Genomic DNA, 22,094 nt, shown 5'->3' on the forward strand with positions numbered 1-22,094 from the left:
AGCCCCTCCTCATCGGTTCAGCCCAGCCGGGTCGAGCGTGCGGCTCGCGTGCCCGGGGGACTCCCAGTCGACGATCGTCCAGTGCGACTTCTTGGCGTGCCGGAAGAGAGGTACGTCGGGCCGGACCGCCACCGGATGCCCGACCGCGGCGAGCAGCGGGAGGTCGGAGTGGGAGTCGGCGTAGGCGAAGCAGTCGGCGGTCGCGATGCCCTCGCGGCGGGACCACTCGCGGACGAACGACCCGCGCGACTCGCCGACCAGCGGAGAGGCGGCCAGGTGGCCGGTGCAGAACCCGCGGTCGTCGACGGCCAGGTCGGCCGCCTCGATGTGGTCGAACAGCGGCAGCAACGGCCGGGTCAGCGGCCGGATCGCGCCGGTGACCAGCACGGTCAGGTGCCCCGCGGCGCGGTGCTCCCGGATCCGCCGGACCGCGTCCGGGGCCAGCCGCCCGAGGATGTGCGTGGTCAGGTGCTCGTCGACGATCCCGTCGAGATCGGAGAGCCGCGCGCCGGCGTACTCCTTGTAGACCGTACGCAGCAGCGAGCTGCGCTCGGCGCGGTCCGCCAGCACGTAGCCGGGGACCTTGCTCGCCATCCGGGCGATCTCGGCCGCCTTCCTGGTGCCCGACAGCTCGCCGAGGCGCAGCCACAGGTAGGTCTCGATCACGTTGGAGGACATCAGGGTGCCGTCGAGGTCGAAGAAGGCCGCGACCCGGCCCTCCTCGAGCTGCGGCATCCGGCCGGGAACGGGCTTCTTCCGCAGCTTGCGCAGCTCGTCGAGCTCGCGGACCGGCTTGGTCACCGACGGCACGTGGATGTCGTGGAGATACTCGTGCCAGTCGATCACGCCGGTGTCGAAGGCGAAGGTCTCCTGGTCGGCCGGCGACAGCGACCGATAGAGCGCGAGGGTGTTGGCGTCGACGAAGCGCAGGTCGGCCTGGGCGTACTCCTTGTAGAGGTCCAGGTAGCGCCGCAGGAACTGCAGCCGCCGCCCCTGCCGGTCCAGGTCGCGCGCCCACGCCCGGGTGCGGTCGCTGCGCGGGGCCAGTCCGAGCAGCGTGTCGGCGATCTTGTGCACCTTCTCGCCGGTCGACATCATGCGCTCGACCGATGCCCCGCCCTGGAAGGTCCACTCCGGCAGCCTGGCCGCGCCCCGGTCGCCTGCTGCGAACGGCTCCTTCGCGAAGTAGGCCCGCACCGTCTCGTAGAGCATCTCGAACGTCATCGGGTTGCGGTCGCCCGAGGCGAGGTGGAAGTAGGCCGGCTCTCCGTGCTCGGGCGGGTGCGCCAGGCACGCCACGATCGAGGCGACCACGTGGTCGACCGGCACGATGTCCGCCGTCGTGTCCGCAGCGGCCGGGAAGAGCGGCAGCTCGCCACGCCCATAGGCGAGGATCAGCGGCTCGGCCATCTTGAAGCCCTCGATCCAGCCCGGATGAGGACGTGAGACGGCCGACTCGATGATCGACGGGCGGTAGATCGTGGCCCGGTTCCCCGCCGCGGCGTGGGCTTCGACGACCCGCTCCCCCAGTGCCTTCGTGAAGGTGTAGCAGTCGGTCCAGCCCAGCGACCGTGCCCGCTCGGTGCCGAGGCGTACGAGCTCCTGCTTCACCCACTTCTTGCGCGCCTCCTCGGCGGCAGCGGCGGCGGTCATGGGGCCTGCGCGACCGTGCTCGCGCTCGGCCTGCTTGCGCAGCTTGGAGATCACCTCGACGCTGCGCGAGCGCTCCTCGACGGCGGTGCGCTGCGCCAGCCCCCAGGCCAGCTCGGCGTCCACGTCGACATCGTGATCCACCGGTCCCTCGGGGATGTGCCCCCTGCGCCGCCCGGAGACGTACGCGGTCGAGACGTGCAGATAGTGGATGTCCCGCCCGGTCTCCTCGACCCGCTCGAGCAGCTTGCGTACGCCGACGACGTTGGTGACGAAGCCTTCGTCGACCGGCGGGTCGAAGGAGACGTCGCCCGCGGAGTGCACCACGGCATCGAGGTCGTCCGGCAGAGCGGGTGGGTCGGAGAGATCACCCTCGACGACGTTCACGTCCGCGTCGGCCACCGTCGCGAAGATCGGCTTCGTCAGCAGCTTCGCGATCCTGTCCGCACCCGACGTCGAGCCCCTGGGGCGGACCAGGAGGCTGAGACGTACGTCCGGCACCTCGGTCAGCATCAGATGCAGCAGCGCCTCGCCGACGAACCCGGTCACCCCCGTGAGCAGCACATGCTGTCCCGCGAGCCGCTCCCGAATGGTGGCCCGAGTGTCGTCGTGGTCGTTGCCCTGCGCCAGGTCAGAGGTCACGGATGCGATTGTGCCCGGTTCGGGCAACCCCCGTGACTCCTTTTCCGGGCTCGACCTGAGAAACTGCGTGGAACCCCCGAAACCCGAGGAGACGTACGTGTCGAGGAAGCTGCTGAGCGTCGCGGCTGTCCTCTCGGCGACCGCGCTCGCGGGCTGCGGATCCGGGGAGCCCACAAGCGGCAGCCCCGGTCCCAGCCCCTCCACCTCCTCCCCCGTCGAGGCCTCCGGGCCCTGCCTCTTCGAGCCTGCCCAGGTCGCTCGTGCCATCCCTGGTTCCTGGTCTCACACCGCCGACGAGGACGTCTGCACCTATACCAGCGACCGGGGTGCGATTTTCGTGACAACCTTGGTCGACACCTCTGTCTCTGCTGGGCTCTCGGCCAGTCGGGACGACTGCATCCCTTCTCCTGCGCCTGTCGAGATCGGATCTCGGGCGTTCGTGTGTATCGAGTCGCACGACGACGGGGATCTCGTGGTCGGGAATGTTGCTGTCGGGAGTCGGCTGTGGTCGCTCGTCATCGTTCCTGATGAAGGTGTTCATGATGCTGAGCTGGGGGCTATGGGGCGGCTTGTGGAGATGGTTGCTGATTAGCGTGGCTGGGGAAATCTCGGCTTGGCGACTGTGTTTTCGTTTCGGGTTCGCCGCCGACCCGTTCTTTGAGTGTTTCTCCTATATCGGGGCGGCGGCGAGGGTGTGGCGCAGCAGCCACGTGTCTTGTTCGCGGACCGCGTAACTGGCAGCTGAGCAGCACAAATAGGTCGCGCGATGATCTCTGATCGCATATAATAAGGCGCATGAACGAGACCATCGACCACCTCCTCGCTGGGCCGCCACCAGGCGCGTCCGAGGCTGCGTTGGTCTACTGGATCGCCCGTCTCGAGGAGGTCAAGTGCACCGCCGAGGCCGTCCAGGCACAAGCGGCGGTACGTCTCGAGGAAGTCGCCCGGGCACGCCAGGCCGCCGCTGGGGTCCCGGCCCGGAAGCTCGGTGAAGGGGTGGCCTCGCAGGTCGCGCTCGCGCGGCGGGTCTCACCCGACCGGGGTGCCAAGCTGCTCGGGCTGGCGAAGATCCTCCTCACCGAGATGCCGCACACGTTCAGGTTGATGAAGGCCGGGGTGTTCTCGCAGTGGCAGGCCACCATCCTCGCCCGCGAAACCGCCTGCCTCTCGCGGGAGGACCGCAGGGTCATCGACGACCAGCTCTGCGCCACCGGACCCAACGGCCAGCCCGCGAGGGCGGTGACGATGGGACTACGCCAGCTCGAGAACGCTGCCAAGAAGCTTGCCATCACCCTCGACCAGGAATCCGTCGTCGCCCGGGCCGCTTCCGCTGAGAAGGACCGCCGGGTCAGCCTCCGGCCGGCACCGGACACGATGACCTGGCTCGGTGCACTGCTCCCGGTCAAGGACGGCGTCGCCGTCTACGCCGCCCTGGACCAGGCGGCCAACGCGGCCCGCGCCGCCGGTGATCAGCGCACCCGAGGCCAGGTCATGGCCGACACCCTCATCGACCGGGTCACCGGCCGTGAGACCGGGGTGAAGCCGCGGGTCGAGGTCAAGGTCGTGATGACCGCCGACGCCCTCGCCAACACCGGCGACCAGCCTTCGGTGGTCGAGGGCTACGGGCCTGTTCCGGCTGCGTGGGCACGGGAGGCCCTGGCCGATGCCGAGGTGTTCGTGCGCCGGTTGTTCACCGACCCCACCGGCCGCCTGGTCGCAATGGAATCCCGCTCCCGCAAAGCCCCCGACAGCCTGGCCGAGTTCATCACCACCCGCGACGGCGGGATCTGTCGCACCAACGGGTGTGATGCGCCGATCCGCAACATCGACCACGTCGAGCGCCACACCGACGGCGGCACCACGAGCGCGGACAATCTGCAGGGCCTCTGTGAGAGATGCAATCAGGCGAAAGAAGCCATCGGCTGGCAGGCCCGACCCGGACCCGACGGCAGCATCACCACCATCACACCCACCGGGCACACCTACACCAGCCCACCACCCGACACCTGGGCACCGGCTCCGCCGCCGCTGTCCCGAGCAGAGCTCCGGCTGCGCAACGTACTGCTCGACCACACCCTCGCGGCCTGACACCCAGCCTCGCGTGAACTTTCTTCGGATCGGTGCTTGACCTTGACGCTACGTCAGGCCTGCACGCTTCTTCCATCGGCCCAACAGGGACCCGAACAACACCGACGAAGGAGCACGACATGAACAACATCCTCACCCGCCTCATCGGCGACAAGAAGGACTGGAAGCGCATGGAAGCCCGCGCCGCCGAACTGCCCGCCGACTACCGCACCGTCTACGGCGAGATGAAGAACTACCTGTGGCGCTTCACCACCGGCGACGGCATGGACATCGTCGCCATCCTGCGCGACATCCTGGATCTCTTCGAGACCGAGGCTGCCGCCGGGCGCAGCGTCCTCGAGGTCACCGGACCCGACCTGGCCGCGTTCTGCGACGCCCGGCTGCCCGAGCAGCACGACGCCTACCGCGCCAAGCTGCGCACCAACCTCAACGAGGTCGCGCAGAAGCTGTCGTGAGTCAGGGCAGGTCGAGGAAGGCGTACTGGGCGATCTTGTGCGGGAGCTGAACGACGGGGCCGCGCTTGAAACCGTAGTCGTCGAGCCTGGCGAGGGAGGCCTCGTTGGAGGCGTCGGGCTCGACGACGACGCGGCGGGCGCCGGCCTTGACGATGATCTCTTCGATGAAGAAGTCGAGGACGGTCTCCGTCCGGCCCTTCCTGACGGGCGAGTCGGCCAGGAAGAGGTGCACACCCAAGTCGCCGGGGCGGCGGTCGTAGAACTCGCCGAGCTCGTCGACCTCGGGATCCCAGGTCTGGAACAGAGCGACCGGCTCGCCGTCGACGGAGACGATGTACGCCGCCAGGTGCGGTTGCTCCTGCAGCCAGGTGTAGATCTCCTCGATCTCCTCGCGCGGCTTCTCGACCATGCCCCAGAACCGGGCCCGGTCGTCGTGCAGCCAGCCGCACAGCAGGTCGATGTCGGCGGACGGCTCCAGGTCGCGGATCGTCAGGGGCATGTCTTCTCCTCGGTGAGCAGGGACCAGTCGGTGACGACGCGTACGGCGCCTCCCTGGGCCCAAGCGTCGTGTTGGTCGGTGTGGTGTGGGCTGTCGGGGGATCCGCTGACACCGAGGGGTACGACCCACCGGCTGTTGTCGCGGTCGGCCAGATCCCAGGCGTAGCGCGCCACCGATCCCCGGACGGTCACGGTGGTGCCGGGGATCCAGGCGTTGCAGCGGACCGTGTCGGTGTCACCCGGCAGCGGGGTGGCAGGGGCGGTCCGGGTGTGCGGGAGCTCGAACTGCTCCAGCGCGTGCAGCGGCCAGAACCGATGGGTCTCCGGCCACGGTGTCGGCTCACGACCGGCCACAGCCTTCGCGGCCTCGGTGACCAGCTCGCGCAGGTCGAGGCCGAACGGCTTCTCGGCGGCCAGGATGATGTGCAGCGCACCGGCCACCCGGGCGGGCAGGCTGAACCACGGCTCATACAGCGGCCCGTGCTCGGACGGCTCCCGCAGCGGTGCGAGCGCCGGTGCCGCGCAGATCCGGTCGACGACCTCGGCGCGCAGCGCGGCGTACCAGGCCGCGCCCGGCGATCCGTCCATCGCACCGTCCCACTCGGCGAGGACCGGCGGGCGCAGATCGGCCGGGACCAGCGCCAGCAACGGCCCGCCCGCGGTCTGGGCGGTGTCGGCGAGCACCGCCACCGCGTCCTCCGCGTCGAGCGGGCCGGCATTCTCGAGAAGCTCGCCGATCCGGTGCGCCCGGAACGGCGGCGCGAAGCCGGTCGCGAGCACGTCGAACTCCGGCATGCACCGGTCGTTGGCGGTCACCACGGCGCCGTCAGAAGGAGCCGTACGCCGCGGCAGCGGGTCGACCCAGCCGGTCCACTCCCCCGCCCCGTCACGCCGCGGCACCCGGCCACCGACCGTGTGGACGACGTCGCCCGCCACGTCGGCGATGACCCAGTTGTTGACCGGCTCGACCCAGTGCGCCACCGCGGCCTCGACGTCGGCGACCGAGCGCGACCGCAGCAGCGGGAGGAGCGCTCCGAAGCCGAGGTCGTCGAGCTCGTGGCCGGGCGTACGCAGCGCCTGGCCCCAGCCCTCCTCCGGATCGTCGAGAACCACCGGTCCACGCTCGGTCTCGAGGACCTCGACCGGGACCGGGTCCTGTCCCCGGACGAGCACCGTCTCCACGCTGCGCCGCACGACGTCACCGCCCGGGCGCAGATCGACACGGTAGAGATCCTGGTAGTCGCCCATCGCGTTGGTGATCCCCCACGCGACCCGACCGGCGTGTGCAAAGTGCTGCACGCCGGGGACTCCGGGGAAGGTCATCCCGACCACGTCGAAGGGGTCGTCGGGATCGGTGCACGCCAGCCGCACCTGGAGGTAGACGTTGGGCGCCTCGAAGACCCGGTGCGGGTCACCGGCCACCAGCGGCAGACCCGAGCGGGTGCGGCCGCCGCCGACGGCGTACGCGTTGGAACCGCCGGAGAGGCCCTCGGTGCGGAACAGCTCGGCCTCCGGACCGAGCACCCGCGCGGCCCGGGCACCGAAGAGCTTCGAGGGGAACGACCCGAAGAGGATCTGCTGCACCCAGAAGACCGCCAGCGGCGTCCACGGCTGCCAGGTCACCGGCGCCGGACCGAGCCCCTCGGGCCCGTCGAGCTCGGCGCAGGAGGTCTCCGCGAGGCCGGCGCGGACGCCGTCGACGTACGCCGTCAGGAACCCCTGCGTCTCCTCGTCGAGCCCCGCATAGGCAGAACGCGCCACCCCCGCGATCCGGGCACGGCGGGCGAAGGTGTCCCACTCCAGCCCGGCCGGGCCGAGCAGCTCGGCGGTGCGGCCCTCCCCGCGCAGCCGCTCGATCTCGAGCTGCCAGGCGCGGTCCCGCGCGGTGGCCCGGCCCTGCAGCCGGGCCACCTCGGTCAGCGAGGCACCCCGTACGTGCGGGATGCCCCACTCGTCGCGAAGGAGGCTCATGCGACGGGGTTGGCCAGCGTGCCCGCGAACATGAGCGACTCGGCCTGGTCGGTGATGTCGACCATCTGCAGCGTGTTGCGCAGCTGCAGCCGGTTGAGGCAGGAGTGCCGGAAGCGCGGGCGCAGGAAGTCGTAGCGCGCGACCGCGTCGGCCAGCTCGGGGTGGTCGGCGGCATGGTCGACGATGCACGCCCGGGCCTCGGCCCAGAACTCGGTCTCCGGAAGCACCCCCTCATCATCGAGGATCGCGGCGACGTAGCGCAGCACCCCGTCGAAGATGTCGGTGTGCACGGCCAGTGCCTTCACATCATCAGGGAAGGAACCGCGGATCCGGGAGACCTCCTCGGGCAGCGGCAGATCGCCCATCACCGCCACCTCCTCGCCGATGTCCTTCATGAACATCCGCACCGGCACGTGGTCGCGCAGCACCATCACCAGGTTCTCGCCGTGCGGCATGAACGCTAGGTCGTACGCCAGCAGGCAGTGCACCAGCGGCCGCAGGTAGGCGTCGAGGTAGCTGCGCACCCACTCCCGGGCGGGCAGCCCGGAGGCGCGGACCAGCTCGGCCGCGTACGAGGCACCGGCGGCGTCGCGGTGGAGCAGCGCCGCCATCGTCGCGCACCGCTCCCCCTCGGCGAGCCGCGGCACCGGCGACTCACGCCACAGCGCGGCGATCATCTTCCGGTAGGGCGACGGGTTCGGCAGGGCGTGGAAGATGTCGCCGGTCCAGCCGATCGAGGCCAGCTCGCGCAGCACGCCGAAGCCGCGCTCCTTCAGCTCCGCGTCGCCCTCGACCAGGTCGGCGACCCAGTCGTTGATGACCGGGGTCGCGGCCATGTAGGCCGGCGAGAGCCCCCGCATGAAGCCCATGTTCTGGATCGACAGCGCGGTCTTGACGTAGTGCCGCTCCGGACGACTGGTGTTGAAGTACGTCCGGATCGACTGCTGCGGGCGGTGGACGTCCTCGCCCTCGCCGACCAGCACGATCCGGCGCGCGGCGACGTCGGCGGCGAAGGTGACCGCCAGCTTGTGGCGCCACTGCCACGGGTGGACGGGCAGGTAGCGGAACGCGTCCGGGTCGAGCCCGAGCCCGCGCAGCTTCGCCGCGAACCGCGCCAGCGTGGCCTCGCCGAGCTCGGCCGCATAGAGCCGCTCCTCGTCCTCGCCGCGCCCCAGGGCCAGGTGGGACTGGTCCCGGGAGACGGCCACCCACAGCAGGCTGAGGTCGTTGCTCGTCTCCGGCGCCCAGCGGGCGTGGTCATCGATGTCGAAGCCGATCCGGCCGTTGTTGGCGACGAAGGCCGGGTGGCCCTCGCTCATCGCGCCCTCGACGCTCTGGTGGTCGGCGTCGACCAGGTCGGCCGCGGTCAACGTCTGGTGCTCGAGCTTCCAGCAGGCCGAGGCGATCGTGGCCGCCAGCTCCTCCAGATAGGTCGGCAGCAGCTTGTCCGGGATCCCGAGATCGGGCGCGAACTCGGCGACGAACGCCTGCGCGTCGACCTCGGCCTCCTCACCTCCGATCGTCCGGACGATCGAGGCCGGGTCCACCACCCAATGTTCGAGGCGGAAGCGCCGGGCGGTGAAGGTGTACGTCGAGGACGGCCCCTGCAGCTCCCAGCCCGTGTCGGTGGCCACGGGAGCGAGCATCCGCTCGTGGCTGAACTCCGCGATCGCCTTGGCGACCAGGTGCCGGTGCGCGACCCGCTGGTTCTCCGGGCGCAGATGGGCGGCGGCGTACATCTCCCGGGTGCAGACCGAGAGCATCGCGGTCTTCTCCCCGATGCTGATCTCGCGCAGCTCGACGAAGCCGGCCTCGGTGTTCTTGCGCCGGATCGCCTCGTTGCGTACGTCCGGCTCGACCACCACACGACGGACACCCGGGTCCGCGAAGCAGTGCCGCATGACCGCCCGGAAGACCCGGGTCGTATAGCCGGAGACCGGCTCGCCCGACGTCGGTGCGACCAGGACGTGCATGCCCAGGTCGCCGGCGGCGAGGTCGGGCACGTGGGTGATCCCGGCGAGCTCGCTGCGGGCGGGGTCGTAGGTCTCGACCAGGAACGCCGGCACACCGTCGACCCGGCCGAGCCAGGCGTCGTGGTGCGGGTGGCCGGCGATCCGCTCGTACTCCGCGGCGACGTCCTCCAACGTGGCGTCCAGCATCATCCAGTACGCCGAGCGCGGGTGGGTCACCCAGGAGTGGACGGTGCCGAGGTGGGCCTCGATCTCGAGCGGTTCGATCGTGATCCTCATCGGTTCTCCTCCGTAGGCTGCAGCTTGAATCGGTCCGGCACCCCGAACTCCTGGAAGGCGACCCGCTTCTCGACCGGGTACGGCTCGCGGCCGAGGATGGCGGCGAGGATCACCGAGCTGCGGTAGGCGCCCATGCCGAGGTCGGGGGCGACGAAGCCGTGGGTGTGCTCCTCGCCGTTCTGCACCCAGATCTCGCGGTCGGCGGTGTCGACCGAGAAGGTCGAGCTCGCCGCATAACGACCCTGCGGGTCGAGGCGGATCCGGTCCCGGACGGGCTCGAGGAAGTCCGGGATGCCGGCGCGGTAGCCGGTGGCGAGGACGAGCGCCTCGGTCGCCATCTCGTAGTCCTCCTCCTGCTCCACGTGGTGCAGCGCGAGGTGGTAGCCGCTCTCGGTCCGGGTCACGCCACGCACCTCGGTGTTGGTCAGCAGCGTGGTCTCGGCCGGCTCGGTGACCGACCGGGTGTAGAGCGCCTCGTGGATCGCGTCGATGGTGTCGCCCGAGATGCCCTTGTAGAGGCTCTGCTGCGACCTCAGCAGCCGGTCCCGCTTCTCGCTGGGCAGCGACTGGAAGTAGGCGGAGTACTCCGGGGAGGTCAGCTCGAGGGTGAGCTTGGTGTACTCCATCGAGAAGAACCGCGGGCTGCGGGTCAGCCAGGCCAACTGGTAGTCGTGGTCGGGCTGGGCGGTGAGCAGGTCGAGGTAGATCTCGGCGGCCGACTGGCCGCTGCCGACCACGGTGATGCTGCTCCGGGACACGAGCTCGTCGCGACGAGCCAGGTACTCGGAGCTGTGCAGCGCCGGCCCGTCCGCGGCCACGGCCTCGGCCGCACACTCCGGGACGCGTGGGGTCGTCCCGGTCCCGAGCACCAGCCGCCTGGTCCGATGGGTCTGTGTTCGACTGCCTTGGCCGGAGGCGGTGGTGACGACGTACGTCTCCCCGTCGTGCTCCACCGAGGTGACGTGCTGGCCGAAGCGAACAGAGTCGAGCCGCTCGGCGACCCACTGGCAGTACTGGTTGTACTCGCGCCGGTGGGGCAGGAAGTTCTCGCGGATGTAGAACGGGTAGATCCGGCCGGTCTGCTTGAGGAAGTTGAGGAAGCTGAAGCGCGAGGTCGGGTCGGCCATCGTGACCAGGTCGGCCAGGAACGGCACCTGCAGGGTGGCCTCGTCGAGCATCATGCCGGGGTGCCAGTCGAACCGGTCGCGGCCCTCGAGGAAGAGGCAGTCGAGCTCGTCGATCGGGTCGGCGAGGGCGGCCAGGCCGAGGTTGAACGGGCCGAGCCCGATGCCGATCAGGTCATGGACGCGGGCATCAGTGAACACAGTGGTCGGTGTGGTCATCGGGCGACCTCCGGAACGGCACGGCCGAACGTACGGACCTGCTCGATGATGTCGAGGATGTCCGAGACGGTGGCCTTGGGGTTGAGCAGGGTGAGCTTGAGGAACTGCCGGCCGTCGACCTTGGTCGCGGCCACGACACCACGGCCACCGCTCCACATCTTGGCGCGGATCCGGCGGTTGAGGTCGCCCAGAGCGTCCTCGTCAAGGTGCGGATCGACGTAGCGGAAGACGACGGTGGAGAGCTGAGAGGGCGTGATCACCTCGATGTCGGGCTGCACGCTGAGGATGTCGTAGACCTCGCGCGCCAGGTCGATCACGGTCTCGAGGTAGGCGCCGATCTGGTCGGCGCCCATCGTGCGCAGCGTCAGCCACAGCTTGAGCGCGTCGAAGCGGCGGGTGGTCTGCAGGGACTTGTCGACCTGGTTGGGGTTCTCCGACTCGCGCGGGTTGAGGTAGTCGGCATACCAGGAGGCGTGCTGCAGACTCGCCTGGTCGCGGACCAGCAGGGCGCTGGAGGAGACCGGCTGGAACCAGGTCTTGTGGTAGTCGATCGTGATCGAGTTCGACCGCTCGATGCCGTCGAGCAGGTGACGGTACTTCGGCGAGGCGAGCAGCCCACCGCCGTACGCCGCGTCGACGTGGAACCAGACGTTGAAGTCCTGGCAGGCGTCGGCGATGGCGTGGAGCGGGTCGATGACCCCGAAGTCGGTGGTGCCGGCGGTCGCCACGACCGCCGCCGGGACCAGGCCGTCGACGACACACTCGTCGAGCGCCTCGCGCAGCGCGACGACGTCCATCCGGTGCTCGGAATCCGTCGGGATCGCGATCGCGGCCGCGTCGCCCATGCCGAGCAGGCGGGCCGACTTGGCGATCGAGAAGTGGCTGTCGGCGGAGGTCAGGAAGCGCAGCCGGTCCAGAGGTACGCCGCGGCGCTGCGCCTCACCGCGGGCCAGGAGCAGCGCCTGCAGGTTGGACTGGCTGCCGCCGGAGGTGAAGACGCCGTCCCGGGTCGCCTCCGGGTAACCGGCGCGTGCGGCGGTCCAGTCGATGAGGCGACGCTCCATGAACGTGCCGCCCACGGACTGGTCGAAGGTGTCCATCGAGGTGTTGACCGCCGCGATCAGCAGCTCTCCGACGAGGGAAGGGATCACGACGGGGCAGTTCAGGTGGGCGGCATAGGAAGGTTCGTGGAACCAGACCGCGTCCTCGAGCCACAGCCTGCTGACCTCGGCGAGCGCCGCGGAGCTGTCGACGAGCGGGCTGTCCAGGTCGACCTCGGCGACCGGCGCAGCGGCCGTCTCGGGCGAGATCCCGGTGGTGGGGCCTTCGAGCGTGGCGAGCTGGTCGACGAGCAGTCTGATTGCTTCGGTGATGCCGCTGGTGTACTCACGAGCATTGTCGGGGTGGAACAGATGCTCCAAGTGCGGTGCGCTCACTTGTCTCCTTCGACACGGGGGGATTAGGTTAGGCGAACCTAAGTGAGGCTACCCTAAACTCGTCCCCGCCAGACAGGTGGGCCAGAGAGAGGACGATCACACCCGTGCCGCACTCCCCCACCCAGGCCGCCCGCGTGCTCACCGGCTTCGCATTCGCCTCCCTCGGCAACGGCCTCACCCTGCCGTTCCTCTACGTCTACATGGCCCAGGTCCAGGACCTCGGGTCATCGACAGCAGGCTGGATGTTCGCCTGGATGGGCGTGGTCGGCCTGCTCGCCGCTCCCGGGGTGGGCTCGCTCCTCGACCGCTTCGGACCTCGGGCGGTGCTGCTCGGCGCGCTGCTCGTGGAGTCGATCTCGATCGGGTCGCTGGGCTTCGTGGACGGCACGGTGCCGACGATGGCGGTGCTCGCCGGCGTGGTCGTGGGTGCCTCGCCGCTGTGGCCCGGCACGACGACGCTGCTGGCCGGTCAGGTCGCTCCGGAGGATCGCGAGCGCGCCTACGGCTTCGCGTTCCTGGGGCTGAACGTGGGCATCGGCCTGGGTGGCCTGGTCAGCGCGTTCCTCGTCGATGTCGACCGGCCGGAGACCTTCCAGGTGCTCTACCTGTGCGATGCCGTCGCCTATCTGGCCTACGCCGCGGTGCTGGCCTTCCTGGTCCGCTCGCCGGACCGTCCCGCTGAGGACGACGCGGACGACGCGACCGCCGGATCCTGGGGCGAGGTGCTGCGCGACCGGCGGGCCGTGGCCCTGGTCGGCTGCGGCGTGCTCGCGGTGACCTTCGGCTACGGGCAGCTCGAGGCCGGCGCGACGGCCTATGCGGTGGACGTGGCCGGGGTGCCCGCGACCGCCCTCGGCTGGGCCTTCGCCGCCAACGCCGCCGTGATCGTCTGCGGCCAGGTCGTCCTGCTGCGGCTCACGTCCGGGTGGCGGCGTACGACGGCGCTGGCGTGTGCCGTGCTGACCTGGTCGCTCGCCTGGAGCGTGCTGGCGGCAGCCGATCTGATGCCCGTCGCCGGCGCGGTGGCCGCCGTCGTGATCGGCCTGGCGATCTTCGGCCTCGGCGAGACGCTGTGGGCGCCGATCGTGACCGGGCTGGCGAACACCATCGCCCCCGACCACCTGCGCGGGCGCTACAACGCCTCGCTCGGGCTCACCCTGACCCTCGGCCAGATCCTCGGACCCGCACTGGCCGGCTCCCTCATCGGCAGCGGCCTCGGCCACCTGTGGGCCTTCGTCGTCATCGGCGGCACCCTCACCGCCGGCCTGGTGCTGACCCGGCTCCGCTTCCTGCTCACCGCGGAGGAGGACGGCGCCCCGGAGGCCGAAGCCTCCGAGGCGCCGCTCGCCGAACGGATCTGATCAGCCGGACCTGACGGATCAGCTGGTGAACGGGACCGCCTTCGCGGCGTCGGTGTGCCAGTTGGTGCCGATCGGCTGGTCGACCTCCGCGGTGCTCGGCAGCTTCAGGGACACCGGGTCCATGTCGCCCTCGTGCGCGGAGACGATGATCTCCTCGAACTGCACGCCGCCCTCCTGCGGGCCGCTGTGCGGGTTCACCCCGGCGTACGCCTTGGTGGATCCGGTCATCGTGATCGGGTCGCCCTCCGCCTGCTCGCTCGGCATCACGTCGCCGGAGACGGCCGAGCCGAAGCCGGCCTCGATCGTCCTGCCCTCGAGGGTGCAGGTCACGCCGGGCTTCGCGGTCGCCGTGACCAGGTAGTAGCCGCCCGCATGGGACTCCTCGGAGACCGTGAAGGACAGGTCGCCGGTGGCGCAGACGCCCCCGGCCTCCGGGGTTGCGGACTCGATCTGCGCGGACCGGCTGGGGCTGCTCGGCGCGTCGGCGCCGGCAGTGGTCTCGGAGGAGCATCCCGTGGCGGCAAGGGCAAGGATCGAGGTGGCGAGGACGAGCGACGCGGCACTGCGCCGGATACGGAGAGGCACCTGCTGAACCTATACAGACCGGGCCGCTTCCCTGACGTATCCCAGCCGCCCGCGCGTCGCGACGGTCGAGCCCGGATGATGCCTGAGCGGTCAGATCAGTCCGGTCTCCTGCGCGACATGGATGGCCCGGGACCTGCTGTCGACGTCGAGCTTGGTGAAGATGTGCGCGAGGTGGCTCTTCACGGTGGCCTCGGTGACGAAGAGCGTGCGCGCGATCTCCCGGTTGGTGGACCCGCGCGCCAGATGCCGCAGGACCTCGATCTCGCGATCGGTCAGCCGCGGCAGCGGGCTGCGCATGCCCTTGAGCACCCGGGCGGCCAGGTCCGGGGCGAGCACCATGTCACCTGCGGCGGCACGCCGGATCCCCTCGACGATGACCTCGGGGTCGACGTCCTTGAGGAGGTAGCCGGCGGCGCCGGCCTCGATCGCGCCGAGCACCTCGGCGTCGCGGTCGAAGGTGGTCAGGATCAGCACGGCCGGAGCCGGATCGAGGGCGCGCAGCGCGGCCGTGGTCCGGATGCCGTCGATCCCGCTCCCCAGGCGCAGGTCGCACAGCACGACGTCGGGACGGAGGGCACCGGCGAGTGTGATCGCCTCCTCGCCGGTGGCCGCCTCCCCGATCACCCGCAGCGTGTCGCCGGCGTCGATGACGGCACGCAGCCCGCTGCGTACGACCGGGTGGTCGTCGACGAGGAGCACCGTCGTCATCGTGACCCCTCCTCGACGTGGATCGGGAGGTGCGCGGAGATCGCGGTGCCCTCGCCCGGCGTGCTCTCCACGTCGAGGCCACCGCCGAGCTCACGGAGCCGGGCCCGCATGAACCGGAGTCCGTAGCTGGAGGATCCCGCACCGGCGTCCCGTTCCCAGGCGGCGACGTCGAAGCCGGCCCCGTCGTCGCTGATGTCCATGCGTACGGCGTCCTGGTCGTCGGTCAGCGTGACGACGACCCGGGTCGCGCCGGCGTGGAGACGTACGTTGGAGAGCGCCGACTGGGCGGTGCGGAGCAGCGCGACCTCGACCTCGGTACGCAGCAGCGGGAGCGTGTCGTCGACATGGAGCTCGACGACCAGCCCGGTCTCGTCGCGGGCGCGGTCGAGCATCCGCCGCAGCGCCGAGGCCAGCGCGGCGTCCTCGAGCTCGGCGGGTGCCAGCGCCGCGACGATCCGGCGCACGTCGGCGAGGCTGTCCCCGGCGAGGGCCTCGACCTGCGCGAACGTGCGGGAGGACTCCGCATCCGTGGTGCGGCCGGCGCCGGCGTGGGTCAGGAGCCGGATCGAGGAGAGCGCCTGGGCGACGGTGTCGTGGATGTCGCGGGAGATCCGGGTGCGTTCGGCGATCGCACCGGAGTGCCACTGCGCGAGGGCGAGCTCGTCCTGGAGCTCGGCCATCTCCCGCTGCGCGGTCCGCAGGGAGGTCACCAGCCGTTCGCGCTCGGCGCCGTCGCGCAGCAGCTGCAGATAGCCACGCGAGATACCGAACGCGAAGACGCCGCCGATGAGCGGCCCGAAGACGTCGGCGTAGCTGGTCGAGCCGTGGTGCAGGATCGGGGCGACCACCACGACCACGAGGATCAGGGCCGAGAAGGCCAGCCCCCATCGCAGCGGCAGCAGGTGCCCGGCGAGCAACCACAGCAGGAACGCGAGCCAGACGAACTCGGCCGAGACGGCGACGGCCGCGACCCAGATCGCGGCGAGGCCGACCAGCCACCACACCGGGAGCAGCCGCGAGCGCGCCCTGGACGGCAGGAGCGTGCCGGCGGTGTGCCACAGCAGGATCGCGAGCCCCGAGACGATCGCCACGGGCAGGGCCACCCCGTCACCGGCCGCTCGGCTGACGCCGATCGCCGTCAGGATGACCGCGATGGCGTGCTGCCCGATCTCCATCGCCCGCACCGTCAGCCCGGCCGGCGCCGGCTCCGAGGAGCCTGGCCGCCTCAGCGGCACGTGTACGACACTCACGGTTGCGATTATCCCCCGAGGTTCTGCAGTCGGCCCGGCCACCAGATCCGGTCGCCGACCAGGCTGAAGATCGCCGGCACGATCACCGTACGCACCACCAGCGTGTCCACGACGACGCCCACTCCCACGATCAGGCCCAGCTGACCGAGCGTGACGAGCGGGAGCACCCCGAGCGCGGCGAACACGGCAGCGAGCACGATGCCCGCGCTGGTGATGACGTTGCCGGTGTGGGCGACCGCCTCCACCATGCCGGCCCTGGTGCCGAGGCGCGCGGCCTCCGCGCGCGCCCGGTGGACGAGGAAGATCGTGTAGTCGATCCCCAGCGCGACCAGGAACAGGAAGGCGAGGATCGGCACCTGAAGGTCGAGCGCCTGCTGGTCGAAGAGGACCCGGCTCAGCCACGCGCCGGCCCCGATCGCGGCGACGGCGCTGGTGAGGTTGACCAGGAGCAGCAGCACGGGCGCGACCAGCGAGCGCAGCAGCACGAGGAGCACCAGGAAGCTCACCGCGATCACCAGCGGCGCGACCAGCAGCAGGTCACGCTCGCTGCCCTCGACCGCATCCAGCTCGGTGGCGACCGCGCCACCGACGACCGCGTCCGCACCCGCGACCGGGTGGACGGCCTCGCGCAGGTCGGTGATCTGGTCGAGGCTGCGCCCGGTGCCCGGCGAGTAGGCGCTGGTCACCGCGATCTTGGTGAGGGAACCGTCCTCGGTCGTCCCGGCCGGGTGGGCGCGTACGACTCCCTCGACCTCGGCCACGACCGCGACCACCTCGTCGGCCGCCGCCGTGTCGGCCACGACGTAGATCGGCTGGGCCTCGCCCGCGGGGAAGTGCGCCGAGAGCGTCTCCAGGCCGGCGGCCGACTCGGACTGCACCCGGAACTTCTCGATCTGGTCGAGGCCGACCGAGGTGCCGAACAGCCCCGTGGCCATCACCGCGAGCAGCGCGAGGCCGCCGAGCAGGCTCGCCAGCGGACGCTTCGAGACACGTGCGGCGACCGCACGCCAGACACGCCCCTGGCCGCGGGCCTCACCGGGACGGGGGATGAACGGCCAGAACAGCCGACGGCCGCACACCGCGAGGAACGGCGGCAGCACGAACAGCACCGCGACGACCGCGATCAGGAGCCCGATCGCCGCCGGGATCCCGAGCCCGCGCGTCATCGGGATGGTGGCGAAGACCAGCGCGAGCAGGGCGAGCACGACCGTCACGTTCGAGGCGGCCACCGCGGGGACGGTCTTCCGCCAGGCGCGGCTCAGTGCCGCCCGGTCGTCGTCGGTCGCCTGCAGCTCCTCGCGGTAGCGGGAGATCAGCAGGAGCGCGTAGTTCGTGCCCGCCCCGAACACCAGCACGCTGATGATGCCGGCGTCGAACTGCAGGCCCCACAGCGCTCCCGCGGCGGCCGTGACCCGGGCGGCGAGCCCGTCGGCGAGCGCGACCGCGGTCAGCGGGACCAGCCACAGCACCGGCGAGCGGTAGGTGATGATCAGCAGGAGCGCGACGATCCCGATCGTCACCAGCAGCAGCGTGACGTCCGCGCCCTCGAACGCCGAGGCCATGTCGGCACCGAACGCCGGCCCACCGGTCACCTCGAGGTTGATCCCGTCGGGAGCCTGCGCGGCGATGGCGGTACGCAGAGCCTTGATCGCCGCCGCGGTCTCGGCGTTGTCGGCGCCGACCGTGACCGGGGCCGACAGCACCGCCGCCCTCCTGTCTGCGCTGACCACGGGTTCGCCGGCACCGGCCGCCTCCCCGACCGGGGCGAGACCCTCGAGGTCATCCGCGGAGAGCTCGCCACCGTCCTCGCGCGTGGCGACGACCAGCGCCGACTGACGATCCGCCCCCGGGAACTCCTCGAGCAGCTCGCTCACCTGTGTCGACTCCGACCCCACCGGCGCCTGCCCGGACCGTTCCGGGGCCTCCACCCCGCCGAGGAGCCCGAAGAGCACGCCCATCACGACCACCGCGAGCCCGAGCGCCGCCCACGCTCCCCGCCGTGAGGTCAACCTGTCTGCGAAGTGCGGACGGGTGCCCGACCGCGTACGAACCAGAGAATCTGCCATGCCACCAACTTCATCAGCGGTGGCATGGCAGATCATCGCGAACAAGGCTGAGCCGGGGATCAGCCAAATGGCCGATGCGGCAGCGCCTCGTCCGCGCTCAGGTGGCGGTCACAGCCGGCTTGACCGAGAGCACCGGACAGGTGGCGTCGAGCAGGATCCGCTGGGCGGTGCTGCCGAAGACCAGCTTGCCGACCGGCGTACGCGCGCGCAGACCGAGCACGATCAGGCGGGCGTCGAGACGCTGGGCGACCTGGATGACGGTGTCAGCGGCGTCGCCGAGGTCTCCGCGCTCGACGACGACCCGGCCGGCGAGATCCGGCCAGCGGCTCTCGACCTCCCCGACCTCCGGGATCCGCTCGCCACGGACGGCGGGCACGATGACCACGGTCTCGCCCTCTCGGGACTCGGCGACCGCGCCGGTGACGGCAGCGTGTCCGGGTGGGGTGTCGGCGTAGGCGACGACGATGGTCATCGGCGTTCCTTTCGGTGAAGCGTGGACGGGGGAGAGATCGGCCCGGTCACTGCAGCAGCCCCAGCGGCAGGTCGACCGGCAACAGGGACGGCAGGGCCATCAGCACGGCGCCCAGGACGAGGGTGTAGATGATCGCCGTACGTGGGCGGGTGCGGGCTGCGTACAGCAGAAACAGCGGTGTGAACACCAGGGTCGCCGCGAGGTAGCCGCCGAGCATGACGAGGACCAGGAACGCTGCCATCGCCGCGAAGGTGCGCATCGCGATCACCAGGTCGTGACGACGGGCCAGGGCCTGGGCACCGACCTTCGGAGCGACGCGCGTGGCGAGCATCGTCGTGCCGGAGCCGCCGGACGTCACCTCGACGTCCCCGCCGTCGTCGTGGCGAGCTCCTCGCCGCCTCGCGCGGAGCTCCTGCCAGGTCAGGACAGCCGCTGCTACCAGGCCGCCCAGGGCGACGAGCCGAGGCATCAGGCTCGCCTCCTCGGAGAACGAACCGCTCACCCACAGCGCCCCGGCGAAGACCAGCACCGCGATCACCGCGACGGCGAGGGACCAGGGCGTACGCGCCAGCGAGCCCTCCAGGTCGTCCACGCTGTCCTCGTCGCTCTCGTGCTCGTCGCGGTGGCCGTCGTCGGCCGCCCCCGAGGCGCGGCGCAGACGCTTGACCAGGGACCACAGCAGCGGCACGACCAGCAGCGCGGCGAAGACGAGCACGCCGGGCCGGGCGACCCAGGAGACGCCGTCGTACAGGCTGGCGGTCAGGTAGTAGTAGCGCTCCATCGGGATGGCCAGGACGAAGCCGATCAGGAACGGAGCCCGCGGCACCCCGGTGGCCTTGAGGAAGAAGCCGACCACACCGAGCACGACCATCACCCACAGGTCGCCGAGCTGGCCACCCTCCTGGAACGCGCCCAGCAGCATCACCACGAGCAGGCCCGGCCCGAGCACGGCGAACGGCACCTTGGTGAGCTTGGCGAGCGAACCGGTGGCCAGGAAGCAGAGGAACGCTCCGGCGACCGAGGCGATCGCGAACGCCCACACGATCAGGTACATCAGGTCGAGATGGTCGGTGACGATCGCCGGCCCCGGCTGGATGCCGTACGTCAGCAGCATCCCGAGCAGCATCGCCGACGGCACGCCCCCGGGGATGCCGAAGAGGAAGGTCGGGATCAGGTCGCCGGCCTCGACGGAGTTGTTGGCGCTCTCCGGACCGACGATGCCGCGCGGGTCGCCCTTGCCGAACTTGCGCTTGTCCTTGGCGGTGGCGACGGCCTGCCCGTAGGCGAGCCAGGTGCCGGCGGTCGCGCCGACGCCGGGCAGCACGCCGGCCCAGATGCCGATCAGGGCGCCCCGGATGACGTGGGTCCAGTGGGTCAGCCACTCGCGGATGCCGGATCCCCAGCCGCCGGAGAGCTCGACCGGCTTCTCGGTCACCCGTCGTTGGCCCACCCGGCTGGCGATCTCGGCGAGACCGAACACGCCCAGCGCGACGGCGACCAGCGAGATGCCGTCACTGAGGAACAGCGACCCGAAGGAGAACCGCTCCTCGGCGGTCGTGGGCGAGGTGCCGACGAGACCGAGCAGCAGGCCGAGCAGACCGGCGGTCAGGCCCTTGACGACGTTGCCGCGGGAGAGGACCGCGGCGAGCGAGACCCCGAGGATGGTCAGCATGAAGAGCTCCGGGCTGCCGAAGGACAGCACCAGGGGCCGGGCCAGCGGGATGGCGAGCGTGAGCCCGACCGCTCCGATCAGGCCGCCGGCCATCGAGGAGAGGAAGGCGAGGGACAGCGCGCGTTTGGCCTGTCCTTGTCTCGCCATCGAGTAGCCGTCGAGCATCGTCACGCTGGCCGAGGCCGAGCCGGGTGCGCCGAGCAGGACGGCGGCGACGGTGTCCGAGGTGTGCACGACGGCCAGTGCTCCGATGAGCATCGCGAGTGCGGGTTCGGGGTCCATCCCGAACGTGATCGGCAGCAGGATCGCCACCGCGCCGGTGCCGCCGAGGCCGGGGATCAGGCCGATCACCAGACCCGCCACCACGCCGACGGCGAGCATCATGAGAAGAGAAGGGTCGGCCAGGGAGGCGAGGGCCGAGAAAGCTGCGTCGGTCATGGTCCTACCCCTGGTCGATCGTGATGTCGTAGTCGTTCTCGAGCAGCTCGAGGACGTCCTGACGGACGCTCTCGTCCACCCGGTACGCCTTGCCGATCCGGTCGGCGAGGTCGGGTGAGGCGTCGAGCGGATAGCCACCGAGCACCTCGGCGGCGGACTTCTGGAACTCGGGCTTGGCACCCATCTCCTCGGCCGTCGAGCGCAGCAGCTCGACCGCCTCGTCCGGTGTGTCCTCAGGCACCCAGAGCGCCTTCTGGTAGGTGTAGGTCAACGCCAGGATGGCGCGATAGGTCTCCAGCGCCTCCGGATCCGGCTGCTTGCCGTAGATCTTCTCGTACGCCTCGACGACGGTCGGCAGGTCGGGGAAGTTGGGATCGCGCACGATCTCGCCGTCCTCGTTCACCTGCCCAAGCGAGAAGAGCGGCACCGCGGTGCCGTCCTCGATCAGCGGCGCGACCGCCGGCTCGTAGGCGGAGGTCGTCTGATAGTCGATGTCGACCTCGCCGCGCTGCAGCGCGAGGTTCACGGGCCCCCGGCCCTCGAAGCCGAAGGTCGAGTCGATGTCGGCGGAGAGCAGGTCGAAGGCCAGCATCGTGGTCAGATCGAGGCTGGTCGCCGCGATACCGCCGAAGATGAGGGGCTTGTCGCGGTCGACGAGATCCTCGATGCCGTGCACACCGGCACCGGTCCGGGCGTAGACCACCGCGCCGGTGCCGTTGGCGAGGATGGGACGCAGATCGTTGAAGTCGTAGCGCACCGACGGCATGTCCAGGAGGTAGGGCACCACCGTCGAGGCGGTGCTGACCAGCACCTCGGTCCCGTCTGCCTTCGCCGAGCTCATGAAGTGGTTGGTGCCGAGGATGCCCTCGCCGCCGTCGTCGTTGACCGGAGCCAGACCGGGCGAACCCGGCACCGCCTCGGTCAGCTCGGCTCCGACGAACCGAGCCCAGGTGTCCGTGCCGCCACCCTCGGCGAGCGGGATCATCATCTCCACGGTCTCGCCCGAGTAGTCACCGTCAGCCGTGGAGGCGGCCGGGTTCAAGAAGTCTCCGCCCAGGACGGAGACCCCTACCGCCAACGCGGTGAAGCCTGCGAGAACGGCGCCCGCGAGTCGCGGGGTCGGCGCGGGTCGTTCCGGCGGATCCTGCGTGGGGCCGGCATCCTCGTCAGCGGTCGTGGCCACGTCCTCTTCATCGACGTGCTGGGTCAT

17 protein-coding genes are annotated in these 22,094 nt (G+C 70.7%); 4 read left to right on the plus strand and 13 right to left on the minus strand.

Translation table 11 applies throughout. The features are described 5' to 3' along the window. Positions 1-9: 9 nt before the first annotated feature. Complete coding sequence (locus tag ACIA03_RS24855) at positions 10-2,292, minus strand: HAD-IB family hydrolase (protein WP_396987538.1); 2,283 nt, start codon at positions 2,290-2,292, stop codon at positions 10-12. A gap of 97 nt (positions 2,293-2,389) precedes the next feature. On the opposite strand from ACIA03_RS24855, the gene ACIA03_RS24860 reads away from it, so the two are divergent. The 3 genes from ACIA03_RS24860 to ACIA03_RS24870 all read left to right on the plus strand — a co-directional run bounded on the left by ACIA03_RS24860 (position 2,390) and on the right by ACIA03_RS24870 (position 4,835). Continuing rightward, positions 2,390-2,884, plus strand: coding sequence for a hypothetical protein (locus ACIA03_RS24860; protein ID WP_396987540.1), 495 nt, complete (start codon positions 2,390-2,392; stop codon positions 2,882-2,884). A gap of 203 nt (positions 2,885-3,087) precedes the next feature. Further along, a complete protein-coding gene (locus tag ACIA03_RS24865) occupies positions 3,088-4,380 on the plus strand; it encodes a DUF222 domain-containing protein (protein ID WP_396987542.1) in 1,293 nt (430 codons plus the stop codon). A gap of 119 nt (positions 4,381-4,499) precedes the next feature. Further along, the gene (locus ACIA03_RS24870; RefSeq protein WP_396987544.1) at positions 4,500-4,835 is read left to right on the plus strand and encodes a DUF1048 domain-containing protein; all 336 of its coding nucleotides are present in this window, start codon (positions 4,500-4,502) and stop codon (positions 4,833-4,835) included. A 1-nt stretch (position 4,836) separates the two neighbouring features. On the opposite strand, the gene ACIA03_RS24875 is transcribed toward ACIA03_RS24870, so the two are convergent. Genes ACIA03_RS24875 through ACIA03_RS24895 form a run of 5 tightly spaced genes read right to left on the minus strand, consistent with a single transcriptional unit; the run spans position 4,837 to position 12,332 of the window. Beyond that, positions 4,837-5,334 carry a GNAT family N-acetyltransferase gene (locus ACIA03_RS24875; RefSeq protein WP_396987546.1) on the minus strand — a complete coding sequence of 166 codons (498 nt, stop codon included), beginning with the start codon at positions 5,332-5,334 and terminating at the stop codon, positions 4,837-4,839. Next, complete coding sequence (locus tag ACIA03_RS24880) at positions 5,325-7,304, minus strand: penicillin acylase family protein (RefSeq protein WP_396987548.1); 1,980 nt, start codon at positions 7,302-7,304, stop codon at positions 5,325-5,327. The genes ACIA03_RS24875 and ACIA03_RS24880 overlap by 10 nt, the downstream gene beginning before the upstream one ends. Beyond that, positions 7,301-9,553 carry a GNAT family N-acetyltransferase gene (locus ACIA03_RS24885; RefSeq protein ID WP_396987550.1) on the minus strand — a complete coding sequence of 751 codons (2,253 nt, stop codon included), beginning with the start codon at positions 9,551-9,553 and terminating at the stop codon, positions 7,301-7,303. The genes ACIA03_RS24880 and ACIA03_RS24885 overlap by 4 nt, the downstream gene beginning before the upstream one ends. Next, positions 9,550-10,896, minus strand: a complete 1,347-nt coding sequence (locus ACIA03_RS24890) for a lysine N(6)-hydroxylase/L-ornithine N(5)-oxygenase family protein (RefSeq protein WP_396987552.1) — start codon at positions 10,894-10,896, stop codon at positions 9,550-9,552. Before ACIA03_RS24890 ends, ACIA03_RS24885 begins: the two co-directional genes overlap by 4 nt. Beyond that, complete coding sequence (locus tag ACIA03_RS24895; RefSeq protein ID WP_396987554.1) at positions 10,893-12,332, minus strand: pyridoxal phosphate-dependent decarboxylase family protein; 1,440 nt, start codon at positions 12,330-12,332, stop codon at positions 10,893-10,895. The genes ACIA03_RS24890 and ACIA03_RS24895 overlap by 4 nt, the downstream gene beginning before the upstream one ends. 104 nt (positions 12,333-12,436) lie before the next feature. Here ACIA03_RS24895 and ACIA03_RS24900 point away from each other — a divergent pair, with 104 nt between their 5' ends. After that, a complete protein-coding gene (locus ACIA03_RS24900; protein ID WP_396987556.1) occupies positions 12,437-13,693 on the plus strand; it encodes an MFS transporter in 1,257 nt (418 codons plus the stop codon). Between the two features lie 18 nt (positions 13,694-13,711). On the opposite strand, the gene ACIA03_RS24905 is transcribed toward ACIA03_RS24900, so the two are convergent. The 7 genes from ACIA03_RS24905 to ACIA03_RS24935 form a co-directional block, all read right to left on the minus strand. Beyond that, a complete protein-coding gene (locus tag ACIA03_RS24905) occupies positions 13,712-14,278 on the minus strand; it encodes a DUF4232 domain-containing protein (RefSeq protein ID WP_396987558.1) in 567 nt (188 codons plus the stop codon). A 90-nt stretch (positions 14,279-14,368) separates the two neighbouring features. Then, positions 14,369-14,986, minus strand: a complete 618-nt coding sequence (locus tag ACIA03_RS24910; protein WP_396987560.1) for a response regulator — start codon at positions 14,984-14,986, stop codon at positions 14,369-14,371. Beyond that, positions 14,983-16,236 carry a sensor histidine kinase gene (locus ACIA03_RS24915; RefSeq protein WP_396987562.1) on the minus strand — a complete coding sequence of 418 codons (1,254 nt, stop codon included), beginning with the start codon at positions 16,234-16,236 and terminating at the stop codon, positions 14,983-14,985. The genes ACIA03_RS24910 and ACIA03_RS24915 overlap by 4 nt, the downstream gene beginning before the upstream one ends. Positions 16,237-16,244: 8 nt before the next feature. Further along, positions 16,245-18,302, minus strand: a complete 2,058-nt coding sequence (locus tag ACIA03_RS24920) for an MMPL family transporter (protein WP_396987564.1) — start codon at positions 18,300-18,302, stop codon at positions 16,245-16,247. Between the two features lie 97 nt (positions 18,303-18,399). Next, on the minus strand, positions 18,400-18,774 hold the full coding sequence (locus tag ACIA03_RS24925) for a universal stress protein (RefSeq protein ID WP_396987566.1): 375 nt from the start codon (positions 18,772-18,774) through the stop codon (positions 18,400-18,402). Positions 18,775-18,820: 46 nt separating this feature from the next. Next, the gene (locus ACIA03_RS24930; RefSeq protein WP_396987568.1) at positions 18,821-20,884 is read right to left on the minus strand and encodes a tripartite tricarboxylate transporter permease; all 2,064 of its coding nucleotides are present in this window, start codon (positions 20,882-20,884) and stop codon (positions 18,821-18,823) included. A 4-nt stretch (positions 20,885-20,888) separates the two neighbouring features. Then, complete coding sequence (locus ACIA03_RS24935) at positions 20,889-22,094, minus strand: Bug family tripartite tricarboxylate transporter substrate binding protein (protein WP_396987570.1); 1,206 nt, start codon at positions 22,092-22,094, stop codon at positions 20,889-20,891.

The sequence above is a fragment of the Nocardioides sp. NPDC051685 genome, assembly GCF_044453405.1.
Classification (GTDB): Bacteria; Actinomycetota; Actinomycetes; order Propionibacteriales; family Nocardioidaceae; genus Nocardioides.

Excerpts from the sequence above, each read along its gene's own strand:
- ACIA03_RS24885 (WP_396987550.1), bottom strand. The coding sequence starts at position 9,553 with ATGAGGATCACGATCGAACCGCTCGAGATCGAGGCCCACCTCGGCACC.
- ACIA03_RS24870 (WP_396987544.1), top strand. The coding sequence starts at position 4,500 with ATGAACAACATCCTCACCCGCCTCATCGGCGACAAGAAGGACTGGAAG.
- ACIA03_RS24875 (WP_396987546.1), bottom strand. The coding sequence starts at position 5,334 with ATGCCCCTGACGATCCGCGACCTGGAGCCGTCCGCCGACATCGACCTG.
- ACIA03_RS24910 (WP_396987560.1), bottom strand. The coding sequence starts at position 14,986 with ATGACGACGGTGCTCCTCGTCGACGACCACCCGGTCGTACGCAGCGGG.
- ACIA03_RS24935 (WP_396987570.1), bottom strand. The coding sequence starts at position 22,094 with ATGACCCAGCACGTCGATGAAGAGGACGTGGCCACGACCGCTGACGAG.
- ACIA03_RS24890 (WP_396987552.1), bottom strand. The coding sequence starts at position 10,896 with ATGACCACACCGACCACTGTGTTCACTGATGCCCGCGTCCATGACCTG.
- ACIA03_RS24865 (WP_396987542.1), top strand. The coding sequence starts at position 3,088 with ATGAACGAGACCATCGACCACCTCCTCGCTGGGCCGCCACCAGGCGCG.
- ACIA03_RS24880 (WP_396987548.1), bottom strand. The coding sequence starts at position 7,304 with ATGAGCCTCCTTCGCGACGAGTGGGGCATCCCGCACGTACGGGGTGCC.
- ACIA03_RS24925 (WP_396987566.1), bottom strand. The coding sequence starts at position 18,774 with ATGACCATCGTCGTCGCCTACGCCGACACCCCACCCGGACACGCTGCC.
- ACIA03_RS24920 (WP_396987564.1), bottom strand. The coding sequence starts at position 18,302 with ATGGCAGATTCTCTGGTTCGTACGCGGTCGGGCACCCGTCCGCACTTC.
- ACIA03_RS24930 (WP_396987568.1), bottom strand. The coding sequence starts at position 20,884 with ATGACCGACGCAGCTTTCTCGGCCCTCGCCTCCCTGGCCGACCCTTCT.